Source organism: Actinomadura chokoriensis, from assembly GCF_039529475.1.
GTDB classification, from domain to species: Bacteria; Actinomycetota; Actinomycetes; order Streptosporangiales; family Streptosporangiaceae; genus Spirillospora; species Spirillospora bangladeshensis.
In genome coordinates this window covers 189,827-209,207 of record NZ_BAAAMW010000010.1, presented here as the reverse complement: position 1 = coordinate 209,207, position 19,381 = coordinate 189,827, and the positions used below count along the sequence as shown (strand labels likewise).

General features: G+C 70.1%; 22 protein-coding genes. 11 read left to right on the top strand and 11 right to left on the bottom strand.

What is annotated here, in order from left to right; genetic code table 11:
- Positions 1-833 precede the first annotated feature (833 nt).
- Together ABFX46_RS22775 and ABFX46_RS22770 are read right to left on the bottom strand one after the other, a co-directional pair.
- Positions 834-1,550 carry a winged helix-turn-helix transcriptional regulator gene (locus tag ABFX46_RS22775; RefSeq protein ID WP_346044963.1) on the bottom strand — a complete coding sequence of 239 codons (717 nt, stop codon included), beginning with the start codon at positions 1,548-1,550 and terminating at the stop codon, positions 834-836.
- Positions 1,551-1,563: 13 nt separating this feature from the next.
- Complete coding sequence (locus ABFX46_RS22770) at positions 1,564-1,689, bottom strand: hypothetical protein (RefSeq protein ID WP_346044961.1); 126 nt, start codon at positions 1,687-1,689, stop codon at positions 1,564-1,566.
- 137 nt (positions 1,690-1,826) lie between these two features.
- Here ABFX46_RS22770 and ABFX46_RS22765 point away from each other — a divergent pair, with 137 nt between their 5' ends.
- The 10 genes from ABFX46_RS22765 to ABFX46_RS22720 all read left to right on the top strand — a co-directional run bounded on the left by ABFX46_RS22765 (position 1,827) and on the right by ABFX46_RS22720 (position 8,005).
- Positions 1,827-2,081 (top strand): MoaD/ThiS family protein, encoded by a 255-nt coding sequence (locus ABFX46_RS22765; RefSeq protein ID WP_131943524.1) that lies wholly within the window; start codon positions 1,827-1,829, stop codon positions 2,079-2,081.
- Between the two features lie 86 nt (positions 2,082-2,167).
- A complete protein-coding gene (locus ABFX46_RS22760) occupies positions 2,168-2,875 on the top strand; it encodes an LmeA family phospholipid-binding protein (protein WP_346044959.1) in 708 nt (235 codons plus the stop codon).
- On the top strand, positions 2,872-3,438 hold the full coding sequence (locus ABFX46_RS22755) for a sigma-70 family RNA polymerase sigma factor (RefSeq protein ID WP_428831295.1): 567 nt from the start codon (positions 2,872-2,874) through the stop codon (positions 3,436-3,438). Before ABFX46_RS22760 ends, ABFX46_RS22755 begins: the two co-directional genes overlap by 4 nt.
- Entirely contained in the window at positions 3,435-4,163 is a 729-nt protein-coding gene (locus ABFX46_RS22750) for an anti-sigma factor family protein (protein WP_346044957.1), read from the top strand. The genes ABFX46_RS22755 and ABFX46_RS22750 overlap by 4 nt, the downstream gene beginning before the upstream one ends.
- Positions 4,164-4,389: 226 nt before the next feature.
- Positions 4,390-4,677, top strand: a complete 288-nt coding sequence (locus tag ABFX46_RS22745; protein WP_243714833.1) for a TlpA family protein disulfide reductase — start codon at positions 4,390-4,392, stop codon at positions 4,675-4,677.
- Positions 4,674-4,859 carry a putative leader peptide gene (locus ABFX46_RS22740; protein WP_131943528.1) on the top strand — a complete coding sequence of 62 codons (186 nt, stop codon included), beginning with the start codon at positions 4,674-4,676 and terminating at the stop codon, positions 4,857-4,859. The genes ABFX46_RS22745 and ABFX46_RS22740 overlap by 4 nt, the downstream gene beginning before the upstream one ends.
- An 80-nt stretch (positions 4,860-4,939) precedes the next feature.
- Positions 4,940-5,377 carry a DUF4395 domain-containing protein gene (locus ABFX46_RS22735; RefSeq protein ID WP_346044956.1) on the top strand — a complete coding sequence of 146 codons (438 nt, stop codon included), beginning with the start codon at positions 4,940-4,942 and terminating at the stop codon, positions 5,375-5,377.
- Positions 5,374-6,213 carry a sulfurtransferase gene (locus tag ABFX46_RS22730; RefSeq protein WP_346044955.1) on the top strand — a complete coding sequence of 280 codons (840 nt, stop codon included), beginning with the start codon at positions 5,374-5,376 and terminating at the stop codon, positions 6,211-6,213. Before ABFX46_RS22735 ends, ABFX46_RS22730 begins: the two co-directional genes overlap by 4 nt.
- A gap of 28 nt (positions 6,214-6,241) precedes the next feature.
- Entirely contained in the window at positions 6,242-6,550 is a 309-nt protein-coding gene (locus tag ABFX46_RS22725) for a DUF1416 domain-containing protein (protein ID WP_131943531.1), read from the top strand.
- 153 nt (positions 6,551-6,703) lie between these two features.
- A complete protein-coding gene (locus ABFX46_RS22720; protein ID WP_346044953.1) occupies positions 6,704-8,005 on the top strand; it encodes a hypothetical protein in 1,302 nt (433 codons plus the stop codon).
- On the opposite strand, the gene ABFX46_RS22715 is transcribed toward ABFX46_RS22720, so the two are convergent.
- The 3 genes from ABFX46_RS22715 to ABFX46_RS22705 are packed head-to-tail and all read right to left on the bottom strand — an operon-like array spanning position 7,893 to position 9,666.
- Positions 7,893-8,462 (bottom strand): hypothetical protein, encoded by a 570-nt coding sequence (locus ABFX46_RS22715; protein ID WP_346044951.1) that lies wholly within the window; start codon positions 8,460-8,462, stop codon positions 7,893-7,895. The genes ABFX46_RS22720 and ABFX46_RS22715 overlap by 113 nt on opposite strands.
- Complete coding sequence (locus ABFX46_RS22710; protein WP_346044949.1) at positions 8,459-9,061, bottom strand: hypothetical protein; 603 nt, start codon at positions 9,059-9,061, stop codon at positions 8,459-8,461. The genes ABFX46_RS22715 and ABFX46_RS22710 overlap by 4 nt, the downstream gene beginning before the upstream one ends.
- Positions 9,058-9,666, bottom strand: a complete 609-nt coding sequence (locus ABFX46_RS22705; RefSeq protein ID WP_346044948.1) for a hypothetical protein — start codon at positions 9,664-9,666, stop codon at positions 9,058-9,060. Before ABFX46_RS22705 ends, ABFX46_RS22710 begins: the two co-directional genes overlap by 4 nt.
- A gap of 94 nt (positions 9,667-9,760) precedes the next feature.
- Between ABFX46_RS22705 and ABFX46_RS22700 the strand changes: the two genes are divergently transcribed.
- Entirely contained in the window at positions 9,761-10,924 is a 1,164-nt protein-coding gene (locus ABFX46_RS22700; protein WP_346044946.1) for a S8 family serine peptidase, read from the top strand.
- Between the two features lie 564 nt (positions 10,925-11,488).
- Here the strand turns inward: ABFX46_RS22700 and ABFX46_RS22695 are convergent.
- From ABFX46_RS22695 to eccCa, 6 genes are all read right to left on the bottom strand, one after another.
- Positions 11,489-12,703: a hypothetical protein gene (locus tag ABFX46_RS22695; RefSeq protein WP_346044944.1), complete on the bottom strand. Its 1,215-nt coding sequence runs from the start codon at positions 12,701-12,703 to the stop codon at positions 11,489-11,491.
- Between the two features lie 291 nt (positions 12,704-12,994).
- Positions 12,995-13,441, bottom strand: coding sequence for a YbaB/EbfC family nucleoid-associated protein (locus ABFX46_RS22690; RefSeq protein ID WP_346044942.1), 447 nt, complete (start codon positions 13,439-13,441; stop codon positions 12,995-12,997).
- 36 nt (positions 13,442-13,477) lie between these two features.
- Positions 13,478-14,038 (bottom strand): hypothetical protein, encoded by a 561-nt coding sequence (locus tag ABFX46_RS22685; RefSeq protein WP_346044941.1) that lies wholly within the window; start codon positions 14,036-14,038, stop codon positions 13,478-13,480.
- Between the two features lie 16 nt (positions 14,039-14,054).
- Complete coding sequence (locus ABFX46_RS22680) at positions 14,055-14,741, bottom strand: hypothetical protein (RefSeq protein WP_346044940.1); 687 nt, start codon at positions 14,739-14,741, stop codon at positions 14,055-14,057.
- 44 nt (positions 14,742-14,785) lie between these two features.
- Positions 14,786-15,094 carry a type VII secretion target gene (locus ABFX46_RS22675; protein ID WP_346044938.1) on the bottom strand — a complete coding sequence of 103 codons (309 nt, stop codon included), beginning with the start codon at positions 15,092-15,094 and terminating at the stop codon, positions 14,786-14,788.
- A 306-nt stretch (positions 15,095-15,400) separates the two neighbouring features.
- Positions 15,401-19,381: a type VII secretion protein EccCa gene (gene eccCa / locus ABFX46_RS22670; RefSeq protein WP_346044937.1), complete on the bottom strand. Its 3,981-nt coding sequence runs from the start codon at positions 19,379-19,381 to the stop codon at positions 15,401-15,403.

Below are 19,381 nucleotides of genomic sequence, written 5' to 3'. Positions count from 1 at the left end.
ACCTGCGACGATCCGCACCAGACGCCGGAACTGCCGCACCGACAGGCCGGTGAACACCGGCACCCACTCGCCCCGATCGCCCCTGATCACCCGCTCCACGCCAAGATCAACAATCTTGAACGCCTGACGTTACGGGACAGCCTTTAGCTGATCCTTGGGTTTGCTCGCGCGGGGCCAAAGGCGTCTGTCTGTGTTGCCGCAAGGTCATGGCCACTCCTTTGGTCAAAGCCGACCCAGCAGGTCTGTCGCGGGGCAAGGGCGGCTACGGAGGGCGCATGGTGATGCTCGTCCCCGGCGCCCGTCGGCTCTGCATGCCTGGAGCGCGGCATCAGCCTGCTGAGACAGCGTCAGGTGATTGCGATCTGCTCTGACGACCTCGCCGTGATCGACGTCTGGCTCCGAGCTTTCGCCGAGCTTCCTTCCGGACAAGCCCTGGCCGCCGTGTTGGTGGGTCACTCCGATTGATGGTCGGCGGGGTGACTCCAGTTTGTAGCGGTCGGCCATCAGTAGGCCCTGCGTCCTACGGCGAGGTTCCAGGCAGGTGTGTCTTAGAAGCCCGGATGTGCTGCGCAAGGGCCACAGCCTCCGTCAGGCCACGCGGTGGCCTGTAGGCCCCTTGACGTGGTGTCTTCTCGGTGGCTTCGGGCTGTCCGGCTGCCGCAGAGTTCGCTGAGCGGGAGCCGCTGTCAGGGCGCGGACGATGTGGGGCGAGCATGCCTGAGCTGCGGGCAGACCGGCATGTTCGGTGCCAGGCGGGGCGGGTGCGCGTCTGGCCGCCGCCTTTCGTTGCGTCCGCAAAGGACAATCTGTTGCGGATGAGCGACTGCCCAGGGTCATGCGCGGGCGGGGGTCTTCTCTTCCGTGTCGCCCGGACGGTGGTCGGGGACGAAGCGGTACCCCACGTTGCGGACGGTCCCGATCAGGGATTCGTATTCGGCGCCCAGTTTGGCGCGGAGTCGCCGGACGTGGACATCGACCGTCCGGGTACCGCCGAAGTAGTCGTACCCCCACACCTCCTGAAGCAGTTGTGCGCGGGTGAAGACGCGGCCCGGGTGCTGTGCCAGGTACTTCAGCAGCTCGAACTCTTTGAACGTCAAGTCGAGGACGCGGCCGCGGAGGCGGGCGGTGTAGGTGGCCTCGTCGATGGTGAGGTCGCCGCTGCGGATCTCGCCCGGCACCTCGTCGGAGTCGGCGTCGGCGGCGGCGCGTCCGACGGCGAGGCGGAGGCGGGCCTCGACCTCGGCGGGGCCGGCGGTCTGGAGCAGGACGTCGTCCAGGCCCCATTCGGGGCTGAGGGCGGCCAGGCCGCCTTCGGTCACGATCGCCAGGAGGGGGCAGTCGAGGCCGGTGGTGCGCAGCAGGCGGCACAGGCTCTTGGCCTGGACGAGGTCGCGGCGGGCGTCCACCAGCACGACGTCGGCCGGCGGCGCGTCGATGAGCGCGGACGCCTCGGCGGGGGCGACCCGTGTGGAGTGCAGCAGAAGTCCGAGCGCGGGGAGGACCTCGTCCGAGGGTTCCAGCGCGTTGGTCAGTAAGAGCAGGCTGCTCAAGTGCCGCCTCCCGTCAAATGACGTAGGACCCGGACGGCTCATCCTCCAGCCCGACGGCGCCGGTCAGCGGCTCGCGGACGAGGTGACCGTGAAGGGCCTTACGGATGAACTCCATGGCCTCGTCGCCCGGATCCCTCACCCGGATCATATCGGAACCGTCACGGACGGTCCCTGGCCGCCACCGCGCGACCCGGCCGCCGCCGCGTGACCGGCCGGCACCGCGGGACCCGGCCGGCGCCGCGCAACCCATGGCCGGTGGCCGTGAATACTGGACGCATGGCCAAGGGGACGATGCGGTACTGGGCGGCCGCCAAGGCGGCGGCGGGGACGCATGAGGAGCCGTACGAGGCGGTGACGCTGGCGGAGGCGCTGGCGGAGGCGTCGGCGGCGCGGGACGAGGAGTTCGCGCGGGTCGTCCGGCGGAGTTCGTTCCTCATCGACGGGAATCCGGTGGGGAGCAGGCCGCACGAATCCGTCGAGCTGCCCGACGGCGGCGTCGTGGAGGTGCTGCCGCCGTTCGCGGGCGGGTGACGCAAGGTCATTCTCCGGCGTGACTCGATACGGGCGGATTGCGCATTAAGGTGTGGCGATCGCATGCCGCAGCCCGAAGGAGAGACATGCGGAAAGTACTGCTGGTGCTGTTGGTCCTCGCGGCCGTGGTGCTGGTCGCCGCGGACCGGATCGGCGTCCGGGTCGCGCAGGACAAGATCGGCGAGCAGGTGGCCGCGCAGTACGCCCTGCAGCAGCAGCCCGACGTCACCATCCACGGCTTTCCGTTCCTGACGCAGGCGATCGGCGGCGAGTACAAGCACATCGAGGTCGGCATCGGGGACTGGACGGAGCAGGGCGTCACCGTCACCGACGTCAAGGTCGACATGCGGGGCGTGAACGCGCCGCTGGCGGAGGTCAGCAAGGGCAGCGCCGCGAACGTGACCGCGCGCACGGCCACCGCGTCCGCCGTCGTCCCCTATGACGTGATCAAGAAGGAGGCGCCGAAGGAGGTCAAGTCGATCGGGCCGAAGGGCGACGACCTCGAGGTGGAGATGACCGGGACCGTCCTCGGCTTCACCCTCACCGGGACCGCGGTCGTCGAGGTCGAGCCGACCGCCAAGGGCATCGCGATCTCGCCCGTGTCGGTCGGGTCGAACGGGGCGGCGCAGATCCCGCTGGCGCTGGTCAAGCGGCAGCTGACCTGGGTCGTGCCGGTCGCCGACCTGCCCGTCGGGTCGCGGATCAGCGAGATCCAGCCGACGCCGGACGGGCTGCGCGTCGCCGCGACGGCGCAGAACGTCCACCTGAACGATCTCCAGCAGGCGGGGAAATAGCCGGAACCAGGGGTGAACCGGCCGGTCGGCGCGTACGTGTACGTGATGTGGGTCCGACCGCGGATGAGGGTTTGCTTCGCGCCCTGTACAGCGAGCACGGGGGTCCCCTGCTCGGGTACGTCCTGCGGCTGACGGGAGGGGACCGAACCCAGGCCGAGGACGTCGTCCAGGAGACGCTGCTGCGCGCGTGGAGGCATCCCGAGGCGCTGGCGGGACGTCCGGTACGGCCGTGGCTGTTCACGGTGGCCCGGAATCTGGTCGTGGACGCGCACCGGGCCAAGCGCGCGCGGCCGCCGGAGACCGGCATCGACGAGCACGTCATGATGACGGCCGACGGCTCCGACGACATCGACCGCGCCCTGGAGTCCTGGACGGTCGCGGAGGCCCTGGCCGGGCTGAGCCCGTCGCACCGGGCGGTGCTGGTCGAGACCTACTACAAGGGCCGGTCGGTGGCGGAGGCGTCCAAGACGCTCGGCATACCGCCCGGCACGGTGAAGTCCCGCACCTTCTACGCATTGCGGGCGCTCAAACTCGCATTGGAGGAGCGGGGGTTGGCGCCATGAACGACTGCACGGACGTGCGCACGTCACTCGGCGTGTACGTGCTCGGCGCGCTGGATCCCGGCGAGCGGAGCCAGGTGGAGGGCCACCTGGAGCGCTGCCCCGCCTGCCGGGACGAGCTCGCCGGGCTGGCCGGCCTGCCCGCGATGCTGGGGCGGGTCGAACTGGAGCAGCTCGAAGGCGTGGCCGGGCCGCCGCCCGAGCTGCTGGACGGACTGCTCACCAGGGCGGCCGAACGACGGAGGGGATGGTTCGGCCGCCGGGCCGGGCGGGGCCCCGCGGGGTGGGCCCCGCTCGCCGCCGCGGCCTGCCTGCTGCTGGTGATCGGGGGGCTGTTCGGCGGGTTCGTCCTGCCGATCGGGTCGGACGGCGGCAGCGGCGGGCCCGCGGTGCAGCCTCCGCCGCCTGCGACGTCCGTCCCGGCGACGACTGCCGAGCGGATCAGCGCCTCGAACCCCGCGAGCAACATCAAGGGCTACGTGGTGCTGCGCAAGAAGGAGTGGGGGACCGAGGTCGAACTCCACCTCGCCGGGGTGCCGAAGGGGTCGCACTGCCGGCTGCTGGTGATCGCGCGGGACGGCCGCCGCGACGCCCTGGGCAGCTGGTACGTCCCCTACGACGAGGGCTACGGCGAGTACCGCGGATCCACGATGTTCCCGCGCGGGCAGCTGTTCTCGTTCGAGGTCGTCGGGCTGGACGGGCGGCCGCTCCTCACGATCCCGACCTGACCGGCTTGAGCGAACCCCTCCACCGCGTGGAAGAACGCGTGGAAGAACGCGTGGAAGAAAACGCGGCCCGCCGTGGTTGTCGATGGGAATGATCGGAGCTCTGGTCGCTGCGGCGGTCCTCATCGCGGCCACGGCGTTCGCCCTCGTCCGGCGGCGCCGTGACGGTGTGCTGCGCGCCCGGCGAGGGGAGGACGACGCGGTGGCGGAGACCGTCCGGCCGGACGACATGGGCGCCGAGCTCGGCGAGAAGGCCACGCTCCTGCAGTTCTCCAGCGCGTTCTGCGCTCCGTGCCGCGCCACCCGCCGCGTCCTCGGCGAGGTCACCGAGATGGTGGACGGCGTCGCGCACGTCGAGCTCGACGCCGAGGCGAACCTGGACCTCGTCCGCCGGCTGAACATCGTGCGGACCCCGACCGTCCTCGTCCTGGACGGCGCCGGACGCGTCGTCCGCCGCGCCACCGGCGCCCCGCGCAAGCCCGATGTCATCGCCGCTCTCGGTGAGGTCATCCCATGAGCGGCACCGCGACGACCTGCGATAAGACGAATGTCACTGTCTCGGAAGGCGAGACGGATGTGACAGCGCGTGGATTGCCGCTTAACATCGAGTCCGTGCGTAACTGGACAGAGCAGATGCTCACGAAGCGCCGTGCGGTGGATTTCTGCCGCGTGGCCGCCTCGCTCTGTCGCATGGCCTGAGGCATCGAGCCCACCCGCCCCCGAGCGCTTTTCCGACTTCTCAGCTCGTACGCACGCTTCCCTCCGCCAGGAGCACCCCAATGCAGGTTGATCCGCGTGGGCCGCGCTTCGGCGCTGCCGTCACGACAGCCGTCCTCATCGTGGTGCTGGTGACCGGAAGCTGGGCATTGCTCGCCGCTCAGGCCGTCGTGTTCGCGCTCGCGACCTTCCTCGGCCTCCGGTACGCCCCGTACGGACTGGTGTTCAGAGTGCTGATCCGTCCCCGGCTCGCCCCGCCCAGGGAACTGGAGGACGCCGCCGCGCCCCGCTTCGCGCAGGGGGTCGGCCTGGCGTTCGCCCTGGTCGGAACGGTCGGCTACGTGACGGGGACCACCTGGCTCGGCATCGGTGCCACCGCCCTCGCACTGGCGGCGGCGTTCCTGAACGCGGCGTTCGGGTTCTGCCTCGGCTGCGAGATGTATCCGCTCTTCCGACGTATCACTGCGAAAGTTCGCTCCGAGAGGGAGGTTCCGGCATGAGCCGCTCCGACGTCCTGGTGGACACCGCCTGGGTCGAGTCCCACCTGGACGACCCCGGCCTGGTTCTCGTCGAGGTCGACGAGGACGTGTCCGCGTACGACAAGGGCCACATCCGTGGCGCCGTGAAGATCGACTGGAAGACCGAGCTGCAGGACCCGGTCCGCCGCGACTTCGTGGACAAGACCGGGTTCGAGCAGCTGCTGTCCGCCAAGGGCATCGCCAACGACGACCTGGTGATCCTGTACGGCGGCAACAACAACTGGTTCGCGGCCTACGCGTACTGGTACTTCAAGCTGTACGGCCACGACAAGGTGAAGCTGCTCGACGGCGGCCGCAAGAAGTGGGAGCTGGACTCCCGCGAGCTCGTCACCGACGTCCCGACCCGTCCGGCGACCGACTACAAGGCCAAGGACCAGGACCTCACGATCCGCGCCTTCCGCGACGAGGTCGTCGAGGCGATCGGCAAGCAGAACCTGGTGGACGTCCGGTCGCCCGACGAGTTCAGCGGCAAGCTGCTCGCCCCGGCGCACCTGCCGCAGGAGCAGTCGCAGCGGGCCGGCCACATCCCGACCGCGGCCAACATCCCGTGGTCGAAGGCGGCCAACGACGACGGCACGTTCAAGTCCGACGAGGAGCTCCGCGAGCTGTACACGGCGGCCGGCGTCGACCTGGGCAAGGACACGATCGCCTACTGCCGGATCGGCGAGCGCTCCTCGCACACCTGGTTCGCGCTGCGCGAGCTGCTCGGCATCGAGAACGTGAAGAACTACGACGGTTCCTGGACCGAGTACGGCTCGCTGATCGGCGTGCCGATCGAGCTCGGCGCCGCCAAGTAACCCGGCCGACCTTCCCCTAGGAGGAGCAATGACCCAGGGCTGCGCAGCGCCCGAGCAGACCGCTCACCTTCCCGCGACCGTCGACCTGACCAACGAGGCCGTCATCCAGGGCACCGTCACCCGTGACGGCGCGCCGGTGTCCAGCGCCTACGCCCGCCTGCTCGACTCGTCCGGCGAGTTCACCGCCGAGGTGGTCACGGGCGACGAGGGCGTGTTCCGGTTCTTCGCCGCCGACGGCGACTGGACCGTCCGCGTCCTCGCGGCCGGCGGTGTGAGCGTCGACAACACCGTCACCGCGAAGACCGGTACGGTCGCCGGCCTCGAAGTCGCGATCTGATCGAACTGATCGACCCGACCGGCAGACCGGTCCGGCCGACCCGCTCGGAGCCGAACCCCGCCGTCCCACCCCACCGGGACGGCGGGGTTCGTCGTTGTGAAGCCTGCGGCTTGAGATGGGTGGGTATGCGCTGATCGTCTACGATCGGGCGCCATGGCCTGGCCGTCCGCGCGTTCGCCGCTGATCCTCCCGTGGGCCGCGCTGAAGCTCGCGGGGCGGTTCGTCCTGCCGCTGTCCCTGTGGTTCACGGTGGGGGAGCTGCTGCGCTACGGCGCCATGTACGGGGGCTACAAGCTCGGGACGATGAAGGGCACGGCGGCGTCCGTCGCGCCGATCGTCACCGTCGGCCTGCTCGTGGTGATCACGCTGACGGTCGCGGTGCTGATGGTGCACAGCGTCCGGGAGGGCCTGGACGTCGTGCACGCCCGCGCCGCGGACGGCGACCTGACGCCGTGGGCGGTCGGCAACGAGGAGCCGGTGATCGGCGCGATCGGCCGCGCCGCGCTCCCGTTCGTCATCTTCTACCTGGCGTGGGGGCTGCAGAGGGAGGACGCCCGCGAGTTCGCGTCGGCGGCGGCGAGCCGCGGGTTCGCCGAGGGCGGCATCCAGGGGCAGATCGAGGGCGCCGGGATGCTGCTGTCGCTGGAGAAGCACATCGGCCTCGCGATCGGCCTCACCGCGGGCCTGTTCGTGCTGAAGGTGCTGGCGGAGTGGCGGCTGGAGGAGCGGCTGCCCCGCGCCGTCGGCGCGCTCGTCGCCTTCCTGGAGATCAACTTCGCGCTGTTCGGCATCTTCACCATCGACCATCTGCGCGGCCTCGGCGTCGGCTGGCTCACCGAGCGGGAGGTGTGGGGCTGGCTGAGCGGCGTCGCCGGCCCCGCGTTCGGCCTGTGGCCGCCGTTCAAGGACGCCGTGCTCGGCGCGCTGATCTGGCTGGTGATCGCCGGGGTGATCCTCGGGCTGGACGCGGCGGACGAGCGGGTCGTGCTCGGCGGCGGCCGGGCGGGGCGGCGGCTCGCGCGGGCCGGCGGGATCGACCGGACGAACAGCCCCCGCGAGCTGCTCACCCGCGGGCTCCGGGAGATGTGGCTGCCCGCCTGGTACGGGCTGCGGCTCGTCCGCCGGTCCGGGATGATGCCGTTCGCCACGTTCTGCCTGCTGTTCGCGGGGCTGTACGCGGGGGAGGACGCGTCCCGGCGGCTGGTGTACGAGCTGATCGGCCCGCACGAGGTGACATGGTGGATGCAGTGGCTGCCGGCCATCGGCTACGGGACGGGCCTCGTCTTCGAGATCCTGCGCGTGTGCCTGCTGGCGGCGGCGTTCAACCTGGTGATGGCGCGGGTCAGCGGGCGAAACGCAGCGAAGGCAGTGGGTCCTCCGGTTTCCGCGTCTCCTTCGGTGCCTGGATCCGCAACTCCAGCGCGTCCGCCTTGGCACGGGGCACCGTCCCCCTGACGGTGATGCGCGTCGCGACGCCCGCCTTCGGCTCCTCCGTCCGGATCCCGTTCGCGGACCATGCGCGGCCGTCGCCGTCCTGGAGGCGGTACTGCAGGCCGTAGGAGCCGACCGCCTTGGCGCTGGCGGCGTCCGAGGGGCGGACGGCGACGGCGAGCCGCAGCTCGACGACGTCCCCTTGGTCCTTGCCGGTGAGGGGTTCGGTCACGCGCCGGTCGTAGACCTTCCACTTCGCGCCGACCAGCTCGCCGATCCGGCCTTCGGGGACGGTCGTCACCTTCTCCGGCGGCTTCAGGGATTTCCGGATCGTGCTGGTCTCGTCCGCCCAGGGGATGGCGAGCATCGCGGCCATCGCGCAGACGAGCGCGATCGCCTGCACGATCCGCCGGTCGCGGGGACGCATCCCGGGACGTCCGGGGAGCGGGATCCCGTCGGGACGGGTGTCGGAAGCCGTCATGAGGTGCCCGTCCTGACCTCGTACCGCTCGGTCGCCTTCCGGAGGAGGTCGGCCGCCCGGTCCTCGCCGAGGCCCAGGTCGATGTCGGCCGCCGAGGACAGCTGCGGCAGCAGCCCGCCGGTGCCCACGACCAGACGCGCGCCCTCGACCCGGTCCTCCGGCAGCTCGAACACCAGCTTCGTGGACGTCCAGATCATCGGCTGGAACGTCGGTTGACTGACGGAGACGGCCGCGGTGCGCGGGTCCTCCCGGAACGTGTAGCCGCCCGGCGTCTCCAGTTCCGCCGACCTGAGCTGCAGCGGTTCCCGCGCCGCCGTCGCGCTGAGCCGGACGATGAGGTAGACGCCGTCCGTCCCGACCGGGGGCTTGCCGCCGAGGGAGAAGCCGGGCGCCAGCGACCGCGCCGCCGCCACGCCGTCGACCCGGACGCTGAAGTCGCGGGTCGCGACCTCCTCGCCGATCGTCCCGCCGGTCCGGATCGGGTCCAGCGCCGCCGCCCGGATCTCGGGCCGGACGGAGTGCAGCCACATCGCGCCGGCGAGCAGGGCCGTCCCGCCGACCCCGGCGCCGCCCCGCAGGAGCACCTGCCGCGCGTTCACGACGCCGCCACCGGCAGGGTGAGGCGTCCGGCGAACTCGTCGCTCTTCTGGTCGACGATCCAGTTGAAGTCGCTGTCGGTGAACCCGTGCTCGTATCTCCACTTGCGCAGGCCCACGGTCAGCTCGGCAGGCGAGTCCGCGGGGCCCATCTTCCACTTCGCGGACGCCTCGACCGGCAGCCCCGGCTGCGTCGTGTCGGTCTGCGCGCCGCCCGCGACCCCGTCCACCCGCTCGGGCTTGACCCATGTGCCGGCCTTGGTGAGCGCGACGACGCCGTCCGTCAACCCGCCGCTGCCCAGCGACTCGGTCTCCTTGCCCTTGTTGAGGACCCGCATCCGGACGATGAGGTACCGCTCCTGCGCGGTCCCGAACGTCTCGCGGGCCGACCCGATCCGCACGTCGTGGACGGTCACCTCGAACAACCCGAGGTCGAGCCGCTCTCCGGCCTTCTTGACCGGCTGCTTGGGCGTCGCCTTGAACCCGCCCGCGACCCACACCACGGGCACCAGCACGGCGACCACGCCCAGCAGGGCCGCCGGCACGGCCCACCGCCGCGCCGCCGGACGCTGCTCGGGCCCTGGAGGGTGAGGCGCCGTCGACTGCATCCGCCAGATGGTATTACGCCGACATGTCCGTCCCGGCGCATCCCGGTAGGGTGCTTGTTGCTCATGCCGCGATTCGGGCTCTGGAGGAACGGTGGTGCGGCGTACGTCGACACTCGCTCTCGCATCGGCCATCGCGCTGGGCGCGCTCCTCGCGCCCCCGCTCCAGGCCGGCCCGTTCCAGCCGGCACCGGCGCAGGCGGCGGGCTGCGAGCAGGAACTCGTCTACGGCAGCCCGGCGAAGGAGCTTCCCCGGCAGCTCTGGCCGCAGGAGCGGCTGAACTTCACCGACGTCTGGGAGCACACGCGCGGCAAGGGCGTGAAGGTCGCCGTCGTCGACAGCGGCGTCGACACCTCGCACCCGCAGCTCAGAGGCCACGTCAAGGCGTACGACGTGACGAAGAGCGGCCTGCGGGACTGCGTCGGCCACGGCACCGCGGTCGCCGGCATCATCGGCGCCGCGGACATGCGCGACAAGGGCATCCCGTTCGTCGGCGTCGCCCCCGACGCCGAGATCATCTCGGTGAAGATGGCGGTGAAGGCCAGCGGCAACCGGTCCGAGTGGGCCGCGCAGGCGATCAGGAAGGCGGTCGACCTCGGCGCGAAGGTCATCAACATCTCGTCCCAGTCGCCGGACCTGCCCGACCTGCGGCAGGCCGTCCACTACGCGCAGCAGCGCGACGTGGTGATCGTCTCGGTGGCCGGCAACCTCACCGACCGGACCAAGCAGACCCCGCAGAAGGCCTACCCGGCGAGCTACCCCGGCGTGATCTCCGTCGGCGCCCTCGCCAAGGACGGGACGCTCGCCGGCTTCTCCAACACGGTCACCCCCGTCACCGTGACCGCACCCGGCCAATCGGTGGTCAGCACCTGGCCGCGCGGCTCCTACAAGCTCGACGACGGCACGAGCCTCGCGGCCCCCTACGTCGCCGGCACCGCCGCGCTGATCCGCGCGTTCAACCCGAACCTGAACTACCAGCAGGTCAAGCACCGCATCGAGGCCACCGCCGACGGCGCCCAGGCCCAGGGCACCGGCTCCGGCGTCGTGAACCCCCTCCGCGCCGTCACCACGGTCGGCACCGCCGGCAACCCGAGCGCCGCCCCCGTCGCCGGCGTCCAGCGCGTCTCCATCGACCAGCCGCCCCCCGAAGACCGCTTCGGCCGCAACATGGCCTTCGCCATCGCCGCCGCGACCCTCGCCATAGCCGCCGCCGTGGGCGTGGCGGCCACAGTAATCCCCACCGCCCGCCGCCGCCCCTGACAACGGCCCGGCACCGTCTCCACTCGGTTCCGCCAGGCTCGTCGGGAGCTTCGGCGCCTCCACGGGAAGCGGACGCCCCGCCCGCCCTTGAACAGACTCACACCGCGCGGGCCGACTGGAGCCGGGGCGGCGATATCCCCATGTGAGATCGCGGCCGACCGGAACCCCATTCTTCCCGGCGACGGCAAATAGCGCTGCATATGATGCTTGACTCGGTTCTCATTGCTCCTTTCGGAGAGGCGTTCAATGGAACAGAGAAGTCTCGTGAAGCTTGATTCCGGTCTGTCGGCGACGTACAAGTAAGGCATCGTCGCAATGGCGACGTCCGCGGCCGGCGTGTCGGTCTTCTTCCTTGAGATCATGCTGGTCGGCGGCCCGGTCTGGAAGGCCGCCGCAGTCGTCCTGGCCTGCCTGGGCGTCTGGCTGTGGCTGAAGGCGGTGCTGAGCGTGTTCCGCTACCGCGTCTGGCTGGACGCGGGAGGCGGTGGCCGACGCCCTTGCCGCCGGGCCGCTGGCGAGCGCGCCGCAGACCAGAGAGGCTCTGGCCCGCCTCGGCGTGACCCGTTAACGGGCGGTGCCGCGGACCTGGCGGGTCAGCCGGACGGCGATGGGCAGCGCAAGAGCCAGCGGGCGAAGCGCCTCCGAGCACTCGTGCGAGAACTCCAGCCACATGCGGCTGTTGTCGGCGCTGCTCTTGGTCCGCAGGGACGCGACCTCCCGTCCGGTCGCGTCCGTGACCGCGTATTGGTCTCCGTCTTGGCGGGCGGTTCCGAGTGGAGTGCCATCGGCCGAGCGCAGCGACATGGTCCCCCGCCCGCTGAGCTCACCGAGCCGGTGCCCGTCGGAGTCGAGAACGGTGATGCGCTCCTTGCCCAACGTCCGGGACGCCCGGTTGATGATGAGCAGCGTCCGGGCATGGGGATCGCGCAGGACGATGCTTCTGCGTCCCTTGTTGGGGTTGATGCCCCAGAAGCTCGCCCCCTCCGTCGTCTGCTTCACCAACGGGCCGCAGGCTTGAGCGAGAAGGGCGCCTCCGCGTTCGTTGCGGTAGCGGCCTTCACCGTCCACGAGAACGCGATCGGCCTCGAACAGCGCGCGCCGCGGCGGCTCTGGGACCTCCTGACCGCGATCGTCCAGAACGCGCCAGGCGGCGTCGAGGATCTCCGTGGCGGTCCGGACGGCCTCGAGCCAGCCGACGGGCAACGATCGGTCCCGCAGCAGGGTGGCGGCCGCCTCATGGCCGTGCTGTTCCACCTTGGTCACGGTGTCGATGCCCGGCCCCGCCGCCGGGTCGTACCAGAGCGTCCACGTCGGATCGCTGATGGGCCACGTGATCCCGATTGCGCACACGCCGCTCGCCGGAAGCGCTGCCTCAGCGTCGCGGCGACGCAACACGACACCGTCGCTTCCCATGGTCACGATGAGCCGTGTCCTATGGACGTGGAGAGCCCAAATGAGACCGGCTAGACCCACGACCAGCCCACCGCCGCCGTAGAAGAGAGCGGTCGACATGGGAACGCCGGACCCCCACGCCATGGCGTCGGGCAGCGTGGACGCGACGATGAGCAGCCCGACCACAGGACCGGCCACCGCCATGCCTACCGGCCATCGGTAAGCCCGCGGTCCCAGGGTGACCTGGAGCTCCTGCTGGTCTTTGGACCCCGGCGCCCACTGCTGCACGCCTGCGCGTGCGGCCCAGCGCCTACGCCACCAGACCCGCACGACCAGCGGAAAGGCGATAGCGGCGAGCAGGACCGCCAATGCCGAGAACTCCGACATCACAATGCCCGCCTTCTGCTCGGCGCGGTCCCGAGGAGATGCCGCGTAGTATGCGGGCTGGCCATGAGGAGATCACATCCTGCGGGGCCGAGGAGGTTCACGCGCTCAGCGCATCGCGGCGGAATCATTCCACCGGGGGCCCACCGACCGCCGGACGGCCTTGATGGACTTGCAAATGATAAAGCGGCGCGGGGAGTCGCCGGGATGGGTTCTAGTCGGAGGGCTCGCCTCGCCACCCGCGTTGTCGGCGGGTGGCGATGGTGGCGTGAGCCGTGCCTGCCGAAGAGGTGCTCACTCTTTGCCAGGGCGCAGGCGGCCCAGGTCGGCCTCCATATTCGCGAAGATGTCCGACGCCCCGGCCAGTGCGTCCTTCATCTCCTTCGGCATTTCGAAGGCGTTGTCGCCGGATAGCATGGACAGAACTCCGTTGTTGGCTCCGAGAATAGGCTCCATGAGCGCGTTGATCTTGGATGTCGCGTCCACTGCGGCCGCCCTCGACGCCTCGATGATCGCCTCGCCGAGCGCCTCGGACCCCAGGCGCATCGCCCTCGGGTTGATGTTGACCTCCAGCAGGACGCCACCGGGAGCCGCGATCACCTCGACCTTTCCTTCTTCCGCGGTGCCGACGCCTCGCACTTCTTTCAGCTTGTCTTCCAGTGCGCCGATCTCTTCGAACTTCTTCTGCCAGCGCTGGCTTTCCCGCTTGATCTCTTCTTCCGTGGGCATATCGGGCATCATGCGTATCGGCTCCTGCTTGTCGTCGGAGAGTCGGGTTCAGTCGTCGGCCGCGATGGAGAGGCGGCCGGTGGTGAGCGTTGCGATCCTGGCCGACAGTTCGTCGGTCGATCCCCGCCAGAACGCGCTCAGGTTGATGAAGATCGGTGCTTCGTAGGCGGCGAGATTCGCGCGCATCCCGTCCTGCCGCTCGGCGGGCGCTCGCGCAACGAATCCGGCCGTCTCGGCGGGCCTGATGCAGAGCAGCAGGTCCCCGGTCGTCGCGCGGCGAGTGAAGACCGATTCCACCTCCGGCCACGCGATCGCTTGGCCGCCTCTGATATGGATTCCCGTCGGGTCCATCCGTGCGACGGAGCCGGCGCCGCCCTGCCGAACCTGCACGAACCAGCTGAAGCAGGCGAACAGTGTTCCGATGAGCGATACCGGCCAGAGGCAGAACAGGACGATGCTCATCCCGAGCCAGAAGCCGGATCCCTGGTCGGGGGATGCCGCGAGGAACACGATGAGCGCGACCGAGCAGGCCACGAGGAGTGCGATGACGATCCGGCGCCATGGTCTGCGCGGCGCGGCGAACGTGATCTCTCGCCCGTTCGAGTGCACGGGTCGCTCCCCGCCCTCAGGGGTTCCGGACCGTGACCACGGGGTACTGGAGCTTGACCTTGTTGAAGTCGGAGCCCTGGCCCGGCAGGTCGTTGGTGTCCGCCAGGAACAGGCCGCCCAGGAACTGGGTGAGCAGACCGATCAGCGCGGCGCCCGCGGCGGAGAGCATGGCACCCAGAGCGCCCACGGCTCCGCCGGTGGCCGCCACGGCGGCGGCGCCGGTGGCCTCAGCCGCCGGCCTGGTCAGCGGCGTGCCCGCCGCCCATGCGATGAGCACTGCCCGAACGGCCCACCAGAACGCGATCATGGCGACGTAGAGCGCCACGTAGCCGGCCAGAACGCCCCACATCGCGGTCGCCATGCTCGACGCGGCTGCCTTGACCTGCTCGAACTCCGCCTTGATCTTGCGGATTGCGGTGTCGAACTGCTCGCGGCCGGCGCCCTGCCAGTCCTCCTTCTCGAGGTCGGTCGGCCATGCGGCCAGAGCGGTGCCGAGGGTGTTGTTCAGTTGGTTCCAGGCGATCGCGGCCTGCCCCATGCCGAACGGATTGGACAGCGTGAGCGCGATGATGGGAATGGCCGCGAGGCAGGATGCGGCCAACGGAACAGAAGACTCGATCGTGAAGTTGAGAAGGACGAACCCGGACGCGACGATCGCCGCACTTCCGAGGCCCATGGTGATCCCGCCGGCGACATCAGTCATCTGTGCTGCCTTTCTATTGCCGTCGCGGTCTTGACGGCGTTCTTCTACTTGTCGGTCATCGTGATCTGGATCTCGCTGTTCTTCTCCGCCAGTTCGATGGCCTGAGCGGTTTTGTCCAGCTTGTCCGCGATCTCGTCGATCTTCTTGAGCCCGGCATCGAGCGTCTGCGTGTAGCTGTCCCGCGCATTGTCGTAGAACGCGCCGAATGCCAGGCCGATCACGCCGAAGGCAGGTGTGTGGACGACGGTGCTGGGGAGGTGGTTCTTGGCGTTTTCGAAGTCCTTTTTGACTTCCCGGTAGGACTTCGCCTTCGCTTTTACGTTGTCGGGAGTGCCTTCGAGTTCTTTGCCCATGTCAGGTGACTTCCCTATGCTCGGCCGGCCCTTGGTGCCCGTGCGGCACCCCCTTGCCCTGGCCTGCCATGACGGGGGTTATGAATATGCCCCAGTACCTTATCAAAGGCCTGACTCGACCGCATCCTGCCGACCGGCTCGGGGTCAGTCGATCGTGTCGGCGATGAGTGCGTGACTGAACGAACGCGTTCTTTATCTCGGTCGATGCCGCCGCCTATCGGCTTCTTCTCCTTAAGGCGGTGGATTCCATCGACCTCACCGGATACTGATCTCTTGGTGGGGGCTTCTCCTTGGCGGCCTCGGCGCTTACTGGGCGGGGTCGTCGTTGCGGTGGGCGGTTTGGATGAGGCGGGTGCCGGTGCGGCGGTCGATGTGGTAGCCGCGGCCCGGGGGGAGCTTGTGGGGCTTGATGTTGCCGAGCAGGATGCCCTCGTCCTTGTTGCCGGACATCAGCAGGCCCGGGGACGCCATCTCCTTGATGCGGGTGATGGCCGGGTCGAACATGCCGCGTCCGGCGCCGCCCATGGCGCGGGCGAGGATGATGTGCAGACCGATGTCGCGGGCCTGCGGGAGCAGTTCGACGAGGGGGCGCAGCGGGTTGTCGGACGTCGCGACCATCTCGTAGTCGTCGATGATGAGGAACAGGTCGGCGCCCGTCCACCAGGAGCGGGAGCGGAGCTGGTCGGGGGTCAGGTCGGCCGGTGGGAGCCGCTGCATCATCGCGCCGCGGATGTCGTTGACGAGGGACGTCGCCGCCGGCGCGGAGGCGCCGAAGCCGATCTGGTGCTCGGTGTTGGCGACGTCCAGGAGTGAGCGGCCGTAGTCGATGAAGATGATGCGGGCCTGCTCGGGGGTGTAGCGGCTCGTGATGCCGGTGGCGATGTGCCGCAGCAGGTTCGACTTGCCGCATTCGGCGTCGCCCAGGACGAGGAAGTGCGGGTCCTGGGTGAAGTCGAGGTAGACGGGGGAGAGGGACTCCTCGTCGATGCCGATCGGGATGCGCATGCCGGTCTCGGCCGGGGACGGCAGGTCCGACACGGGCAGGACGTCCGGGAGCATGCGGACCTGCGGGGCGCGCTGGCCGGTCCACGACTCGCTGATCGCCTGCACCATCTTCAGGACGCCGTCGTTCAGCGACTCGTCGGCGCCGCCGCCGTCGATCCGCGGGACGGCGGTGAGGAAGTGGAACCCGTCGCGGGACAGGCCGCGGCCGGGACGCCCCTCGGGGACGTTGTCGGCGAGCTTCCGGTCGATCTCCGACTCGTACGGGTCGCCGAGCCGCAGCTCCAGCTTGGTGCCGAACAGGTCGCGGACGTTGCTGCGGAACTCCGTCCACTTGTTGGACGAGGCGATGACGTGGATCCCGTACCCGAGGCCGCGGGCGGCGAGCTGGGTGATGGTGTCCTGCATGGCCTCGTAGTCCTGGCGGAGCGTGAGCCAGTTGTCGACGACGAGGAACACGTCGCCGTAGCCGTCGCCGGGGTGCTCGCCGGACGCGCGCATCCGCCGGTAGGTGGCGATGCCGTCGATGCCGCGCTCGGCGAACTCGCGCTCGCGCTGCTCCAGCAGGCCGCTGACCTCGGCGACCGTCCGGCGGACGCGGTCGGCGTCCAGCCGGGTCGCGATGCCGCCGACGTGCGGCAGGTCGGCCAGCGCGGCGAGCGAGCCGCCGCCGAAGTCGAGGCAGTAGAACTGCACCTCGGCGGGGGTGTGGGTGAGGGCGAGGGACGCGATCAGCGTGCGGATCGTGGTCGACTTGCCGCTCTGCGGGCCGCCCGCGATGCCGACGTGGCCGGCGGCGCCGGCCAGCTCCAGCCAGTACGGGTCGCGGCGCTGGTGGAACGGCTTGTCCACGATGCCGGCCATGGCGTACAGCTTGCCGCGCCCCTCCCAGCCCGCGGCCGTGAGCCCGTACTCGTGGGTGACCTGCAGGGGCGGGAGCATCTCGTTCAGCGGCGGCGGGTCGTCCAGCGGCGGCAGCCAGATCTGGTGCGCCTTCGCGCCGTGCCCGGCGAGCTGCCGGACCACCACGTCGAACAGCGCGTCCTTGTTCTTGTTCTCCTCCGGCTCCGGCTCGGGCTGGTCGGGCTGCTCGATGACCTGCGGCCGCATGTAGCCGGGAAGGTAGGGGACGACCTGCGCGGCGACCTGGCCGGTCTGGCGTCCGCTCTCCTGCTTGCTGGGCTGCTCGTCCACCGGGCCCGACACGTACGCGGCCTTGAACCGCACCATCGGCTCGGTCGCGAACTTCAGGTACCCGTTGCCCGGGGCCGGCGGCAGCTCGTAGGCGTCGGGCACGCCGAGGACGACGCGGGACTCCATCGCGGAGAACGTCCGCAGGCCGATCCGGTAGGACAGGTGCGTGTCCAGGCCGCGCAGCTTGCCCTCTTCGAGGCGCTGCGAGGCGAGCAGCAGGTGGACGCCGAGGGACCGGCCGAGACGTCCGATCATGACGAACAGCTCGGCGAAGTCGGGCTTGGCGGACAGCAGCTCGGAGAACTCGTCCAGGACGAGGAACAGCGTCGGCATCGGCGGCAGGTCGGCGCCGTCCAGCCGGGCCTTCTCGTAGTCGCGCAGCGAGGCGTAGTTGCCCATCGCCCGCAGGTACTCCTGCCGCCGCACCATCTCGCCGTGCAGCGCGTCGTACATGCGGTCGACCAGCGGGAGCTCGTCCTCCAGGTTGGTGATGATGGCGGAGACGTGCTCCAGGCCGTCCATCCCGAGGAACGTCGCGCCGCCCTTGAAGTCGACGAGGACGAAGTTGAGGATCTCGGGCCCGTGCGTCATGGCGAGGCCCAGCACCAGCGTGCGCAGCAGCTCCGACTTGCCGGACCCGGTCGCGCCGATGCACAGGCCGTGCGGCCCCATGCCGCCCTGCGCCGACTCCTTGATGTCGAGCTCGATGGGGCGCCCGTCGGCGTCCAGCCCGATCGGCACCCGGAACCGGTTGCGCTGGGCGCGCGGCCGCCACACCCGCGCCGGGTCGACCGCGTACGGGTTCTCGACGCCGAGCAGCGACGTCAGCGTCATGTTGCCGGAGAGGACGTCCTCTTCCTCGGTGGTGTCGCTGGCGCTGGCGCGGAACGGCGAGAGCTGGCGGGCGAGGCTCTCCGCCTGCGGAATGCCGACCTTGTCGGGGGTGCCGATCGAGGACGGGACGTCCTTGCCGGTCCGGTCCTTCTTCAGCATGTGGACGCGGTCGGCGGCGACGTTCAGCCGCAGCGTCCCGCCCTCGGTGGTGTGGCCGACGGTCTGGCCGAGGTCGATGACGCAGACGCCCTCGATTCCGTCGGCGGCGAGCTGGGAGTCGTAGGACGCCATGCCGCCGTCCACTACGACCACGTGCAGCGGCAGCTCACCGGACGGGCGGCCCGCCACGAACCGGGAGCGGTCCTTGACCTCCGGGCCGAGCAGGATCTCCAGCTCCGACATCGTCGGCGCGATCCGCCGGACCTGCCCGGCGGCGTCGTGCTCGGTGGGGTGCAGGGCGTGCGGCAGCCACTTCGTCCAGTCCCAGTGGGGCAGCTGCTCCTGGGACGTGCAGATGCTCACCTGCAGGTCGTCGGGGGAGTGGAACGCCGCCATCTGCATGATCATGGCGCGGACCATGGCGCGGCTCGCGTCCACGTCCCCGGACAGGAAGATCCGCGAGAACGACCGGAGGTTGATCGCGACGGGCAGCGCGGGGACGGTCGAGTGCGTCCGCATGAAGCGCCGCAGGGCGCCCGCGCTCATCGGCTCCAGGTCCTCGACGGGCTTGGTCTCCGGCGCGATCAGCTGGACGGCGAGCCGCTGCGGCCCGGAGCCGACCCGGACCTGGCCGAAGTCGCCGTCCTCGGGGCGCCGCTCCCACAGCCGGGAGCTCATCACGATCGACCACAGCCGCGTCGGGTCGGGGTTGTACCACTCCAGCGCCTCGCGCTGCTGCGACGCCGCCTTGCGCACCTTCGCCCGGACCTGCCCGAGGTAGCGCAGGTAGTCGCGCCGCTCGCTGTTCAGCTTGGACTTGCGCTCGCCGGACTTCTGGCCGACCTGGCTGAACATCATGCCGAACATCGACAGGCCCATCATCCCGCCCGCGACCATCTGCAGCGGGTTGGAATTGGGGTTCAGGAACATGAACGCCATCGCGCCCGAACCCGCCGCCATCGGCAGGTAGGTGAGCACGCTGCGGAACCCGTCGTTGGTGACCTCTGGCAGTTCGGGCGGAGACTCCAGGAGCACCTCGCCCCGCGGCATCTCCGGCGGCTTCCTGCGTTCCTTACGCCGCACCAGTACCGTGCTCAC

What these genes read in the sequence shown, in the direction of transcription:
- ABFX46_RS22765 (WP_131943524.1), top strand. Translation starts at nt 1,827, where the DNA reads ATGGCCAAGGGGACGATGCGGTACTGGGCGGCCGCCAAGGCGGCGGCG.
- ABFX46_RS22760 (WP_346044959.1), top strand. Translation starts at nt 2,168, where the DNA reads ATGCGGAAAGTACTGCTGGTGCTGTTGGTCCTCGCGGCCGTGGTGCTG.
- ABFX46_RS22750 (WP_346044957.1), top strand. Translation starts at nt 3,435, where the DNA reads ATGAACGACTGCACGGACGTGCGCACGTCACTCGGCGTGTACGTGCTC.
- ABFX46_RS22745 (WP_243714833.1), top strand. Translation starts at nt 4,390, where the DNA reads ATGGGCGCCGAGCTCGGCGAGAAGGCCACGCTCCTGCAGTTCTCCAGC.
- ABFX46_RS22740 (WP_131943528.1), top strand. Translation starts at nt 4,674, where the DNA reads ATGAGCGGCACCGCGACGACCTGCGATAAGACGAATGTCACTGTCTCG.
- ABFX46_RS22735 (WP_346044956.1), top strand. Translation starts at nt 4,940, where the DNA reads ATGCAGGTTGATCCGCGTGGGCCGCGCTTCGGCGCTGCCGTCACGACA.
- ABFX46_RS22730 (WP_346044955.1), top strand. Translation starts at nt 5,374, where the DNA reads ATGAGCCGCTCCGACGTCCTGGTGGACACCGCCTGGGTCGAGTCCCAC.
- ABFX46_RS22725 (WP_131943531.1), top strand. Translation starts at nt 6,242, where the DNA reads ATGACCCAGGGCTGCGCAGCGCCCGAGCAGACCGCTCACCTTCCCGCG.
- ABFX46_RS22720 (WP_346044953.1), top strand. Translation starts at nt 6,704, where the DNA reads ATGGCCTGGCCGTCCGCGCGTTCGCCGCTGATCCTCCCGTGGGCCGCG.
- ABFX46_RS22715 (WP_346044951.1), bottom strand. Translation starts at nt 8,462, where the DNA reads ATGACGGCTTCCGACACCCGTCCCGACGGGATCCCGCTCCCCGGACGT.
- ABFX46_RS22705 (WP_346044948.1), bottom strand. Translation starts at nt 9,666, where the DNA reads ATGCAGTCGACGGCGCCTCACCCTCCAGGGCCCGAGCAGCGTCCGGCG.
- ABFX46_RS22695 (WP_346044944.1), bottom strand. Translation starts at nt 12,703, where the DNA reads ATGTCGGAGTTCTCGGCATTGGCGGTCCTGCTCGCCGCTATCGCCTTT.
- ABFX46_RS22690 (WP_346044942.1), bottom strand. Translation starts at nt 13,441, where the DNA reads ATGATGCCCGATATGCCCACGGAAGAAGAGATCAAGCGGGAAAGCCAG.
- ABFX46_RS22680 (WP_346044940.1), bottom strand. Translation starts at nt 14,741, where the DNA reads ATGACTGATGTCGCCGGCGGGATCACCATGGGCCTCGGAAGTGCGGCG.
- ABFX46_RS22675 (WP_346044938.1), bottom strand. Translation starts at nt 15,094, where the DNA reads ATGGGCAAAGAACTCGAAGGCACTCCCGACAACGTAAAAGCGAAGGCG.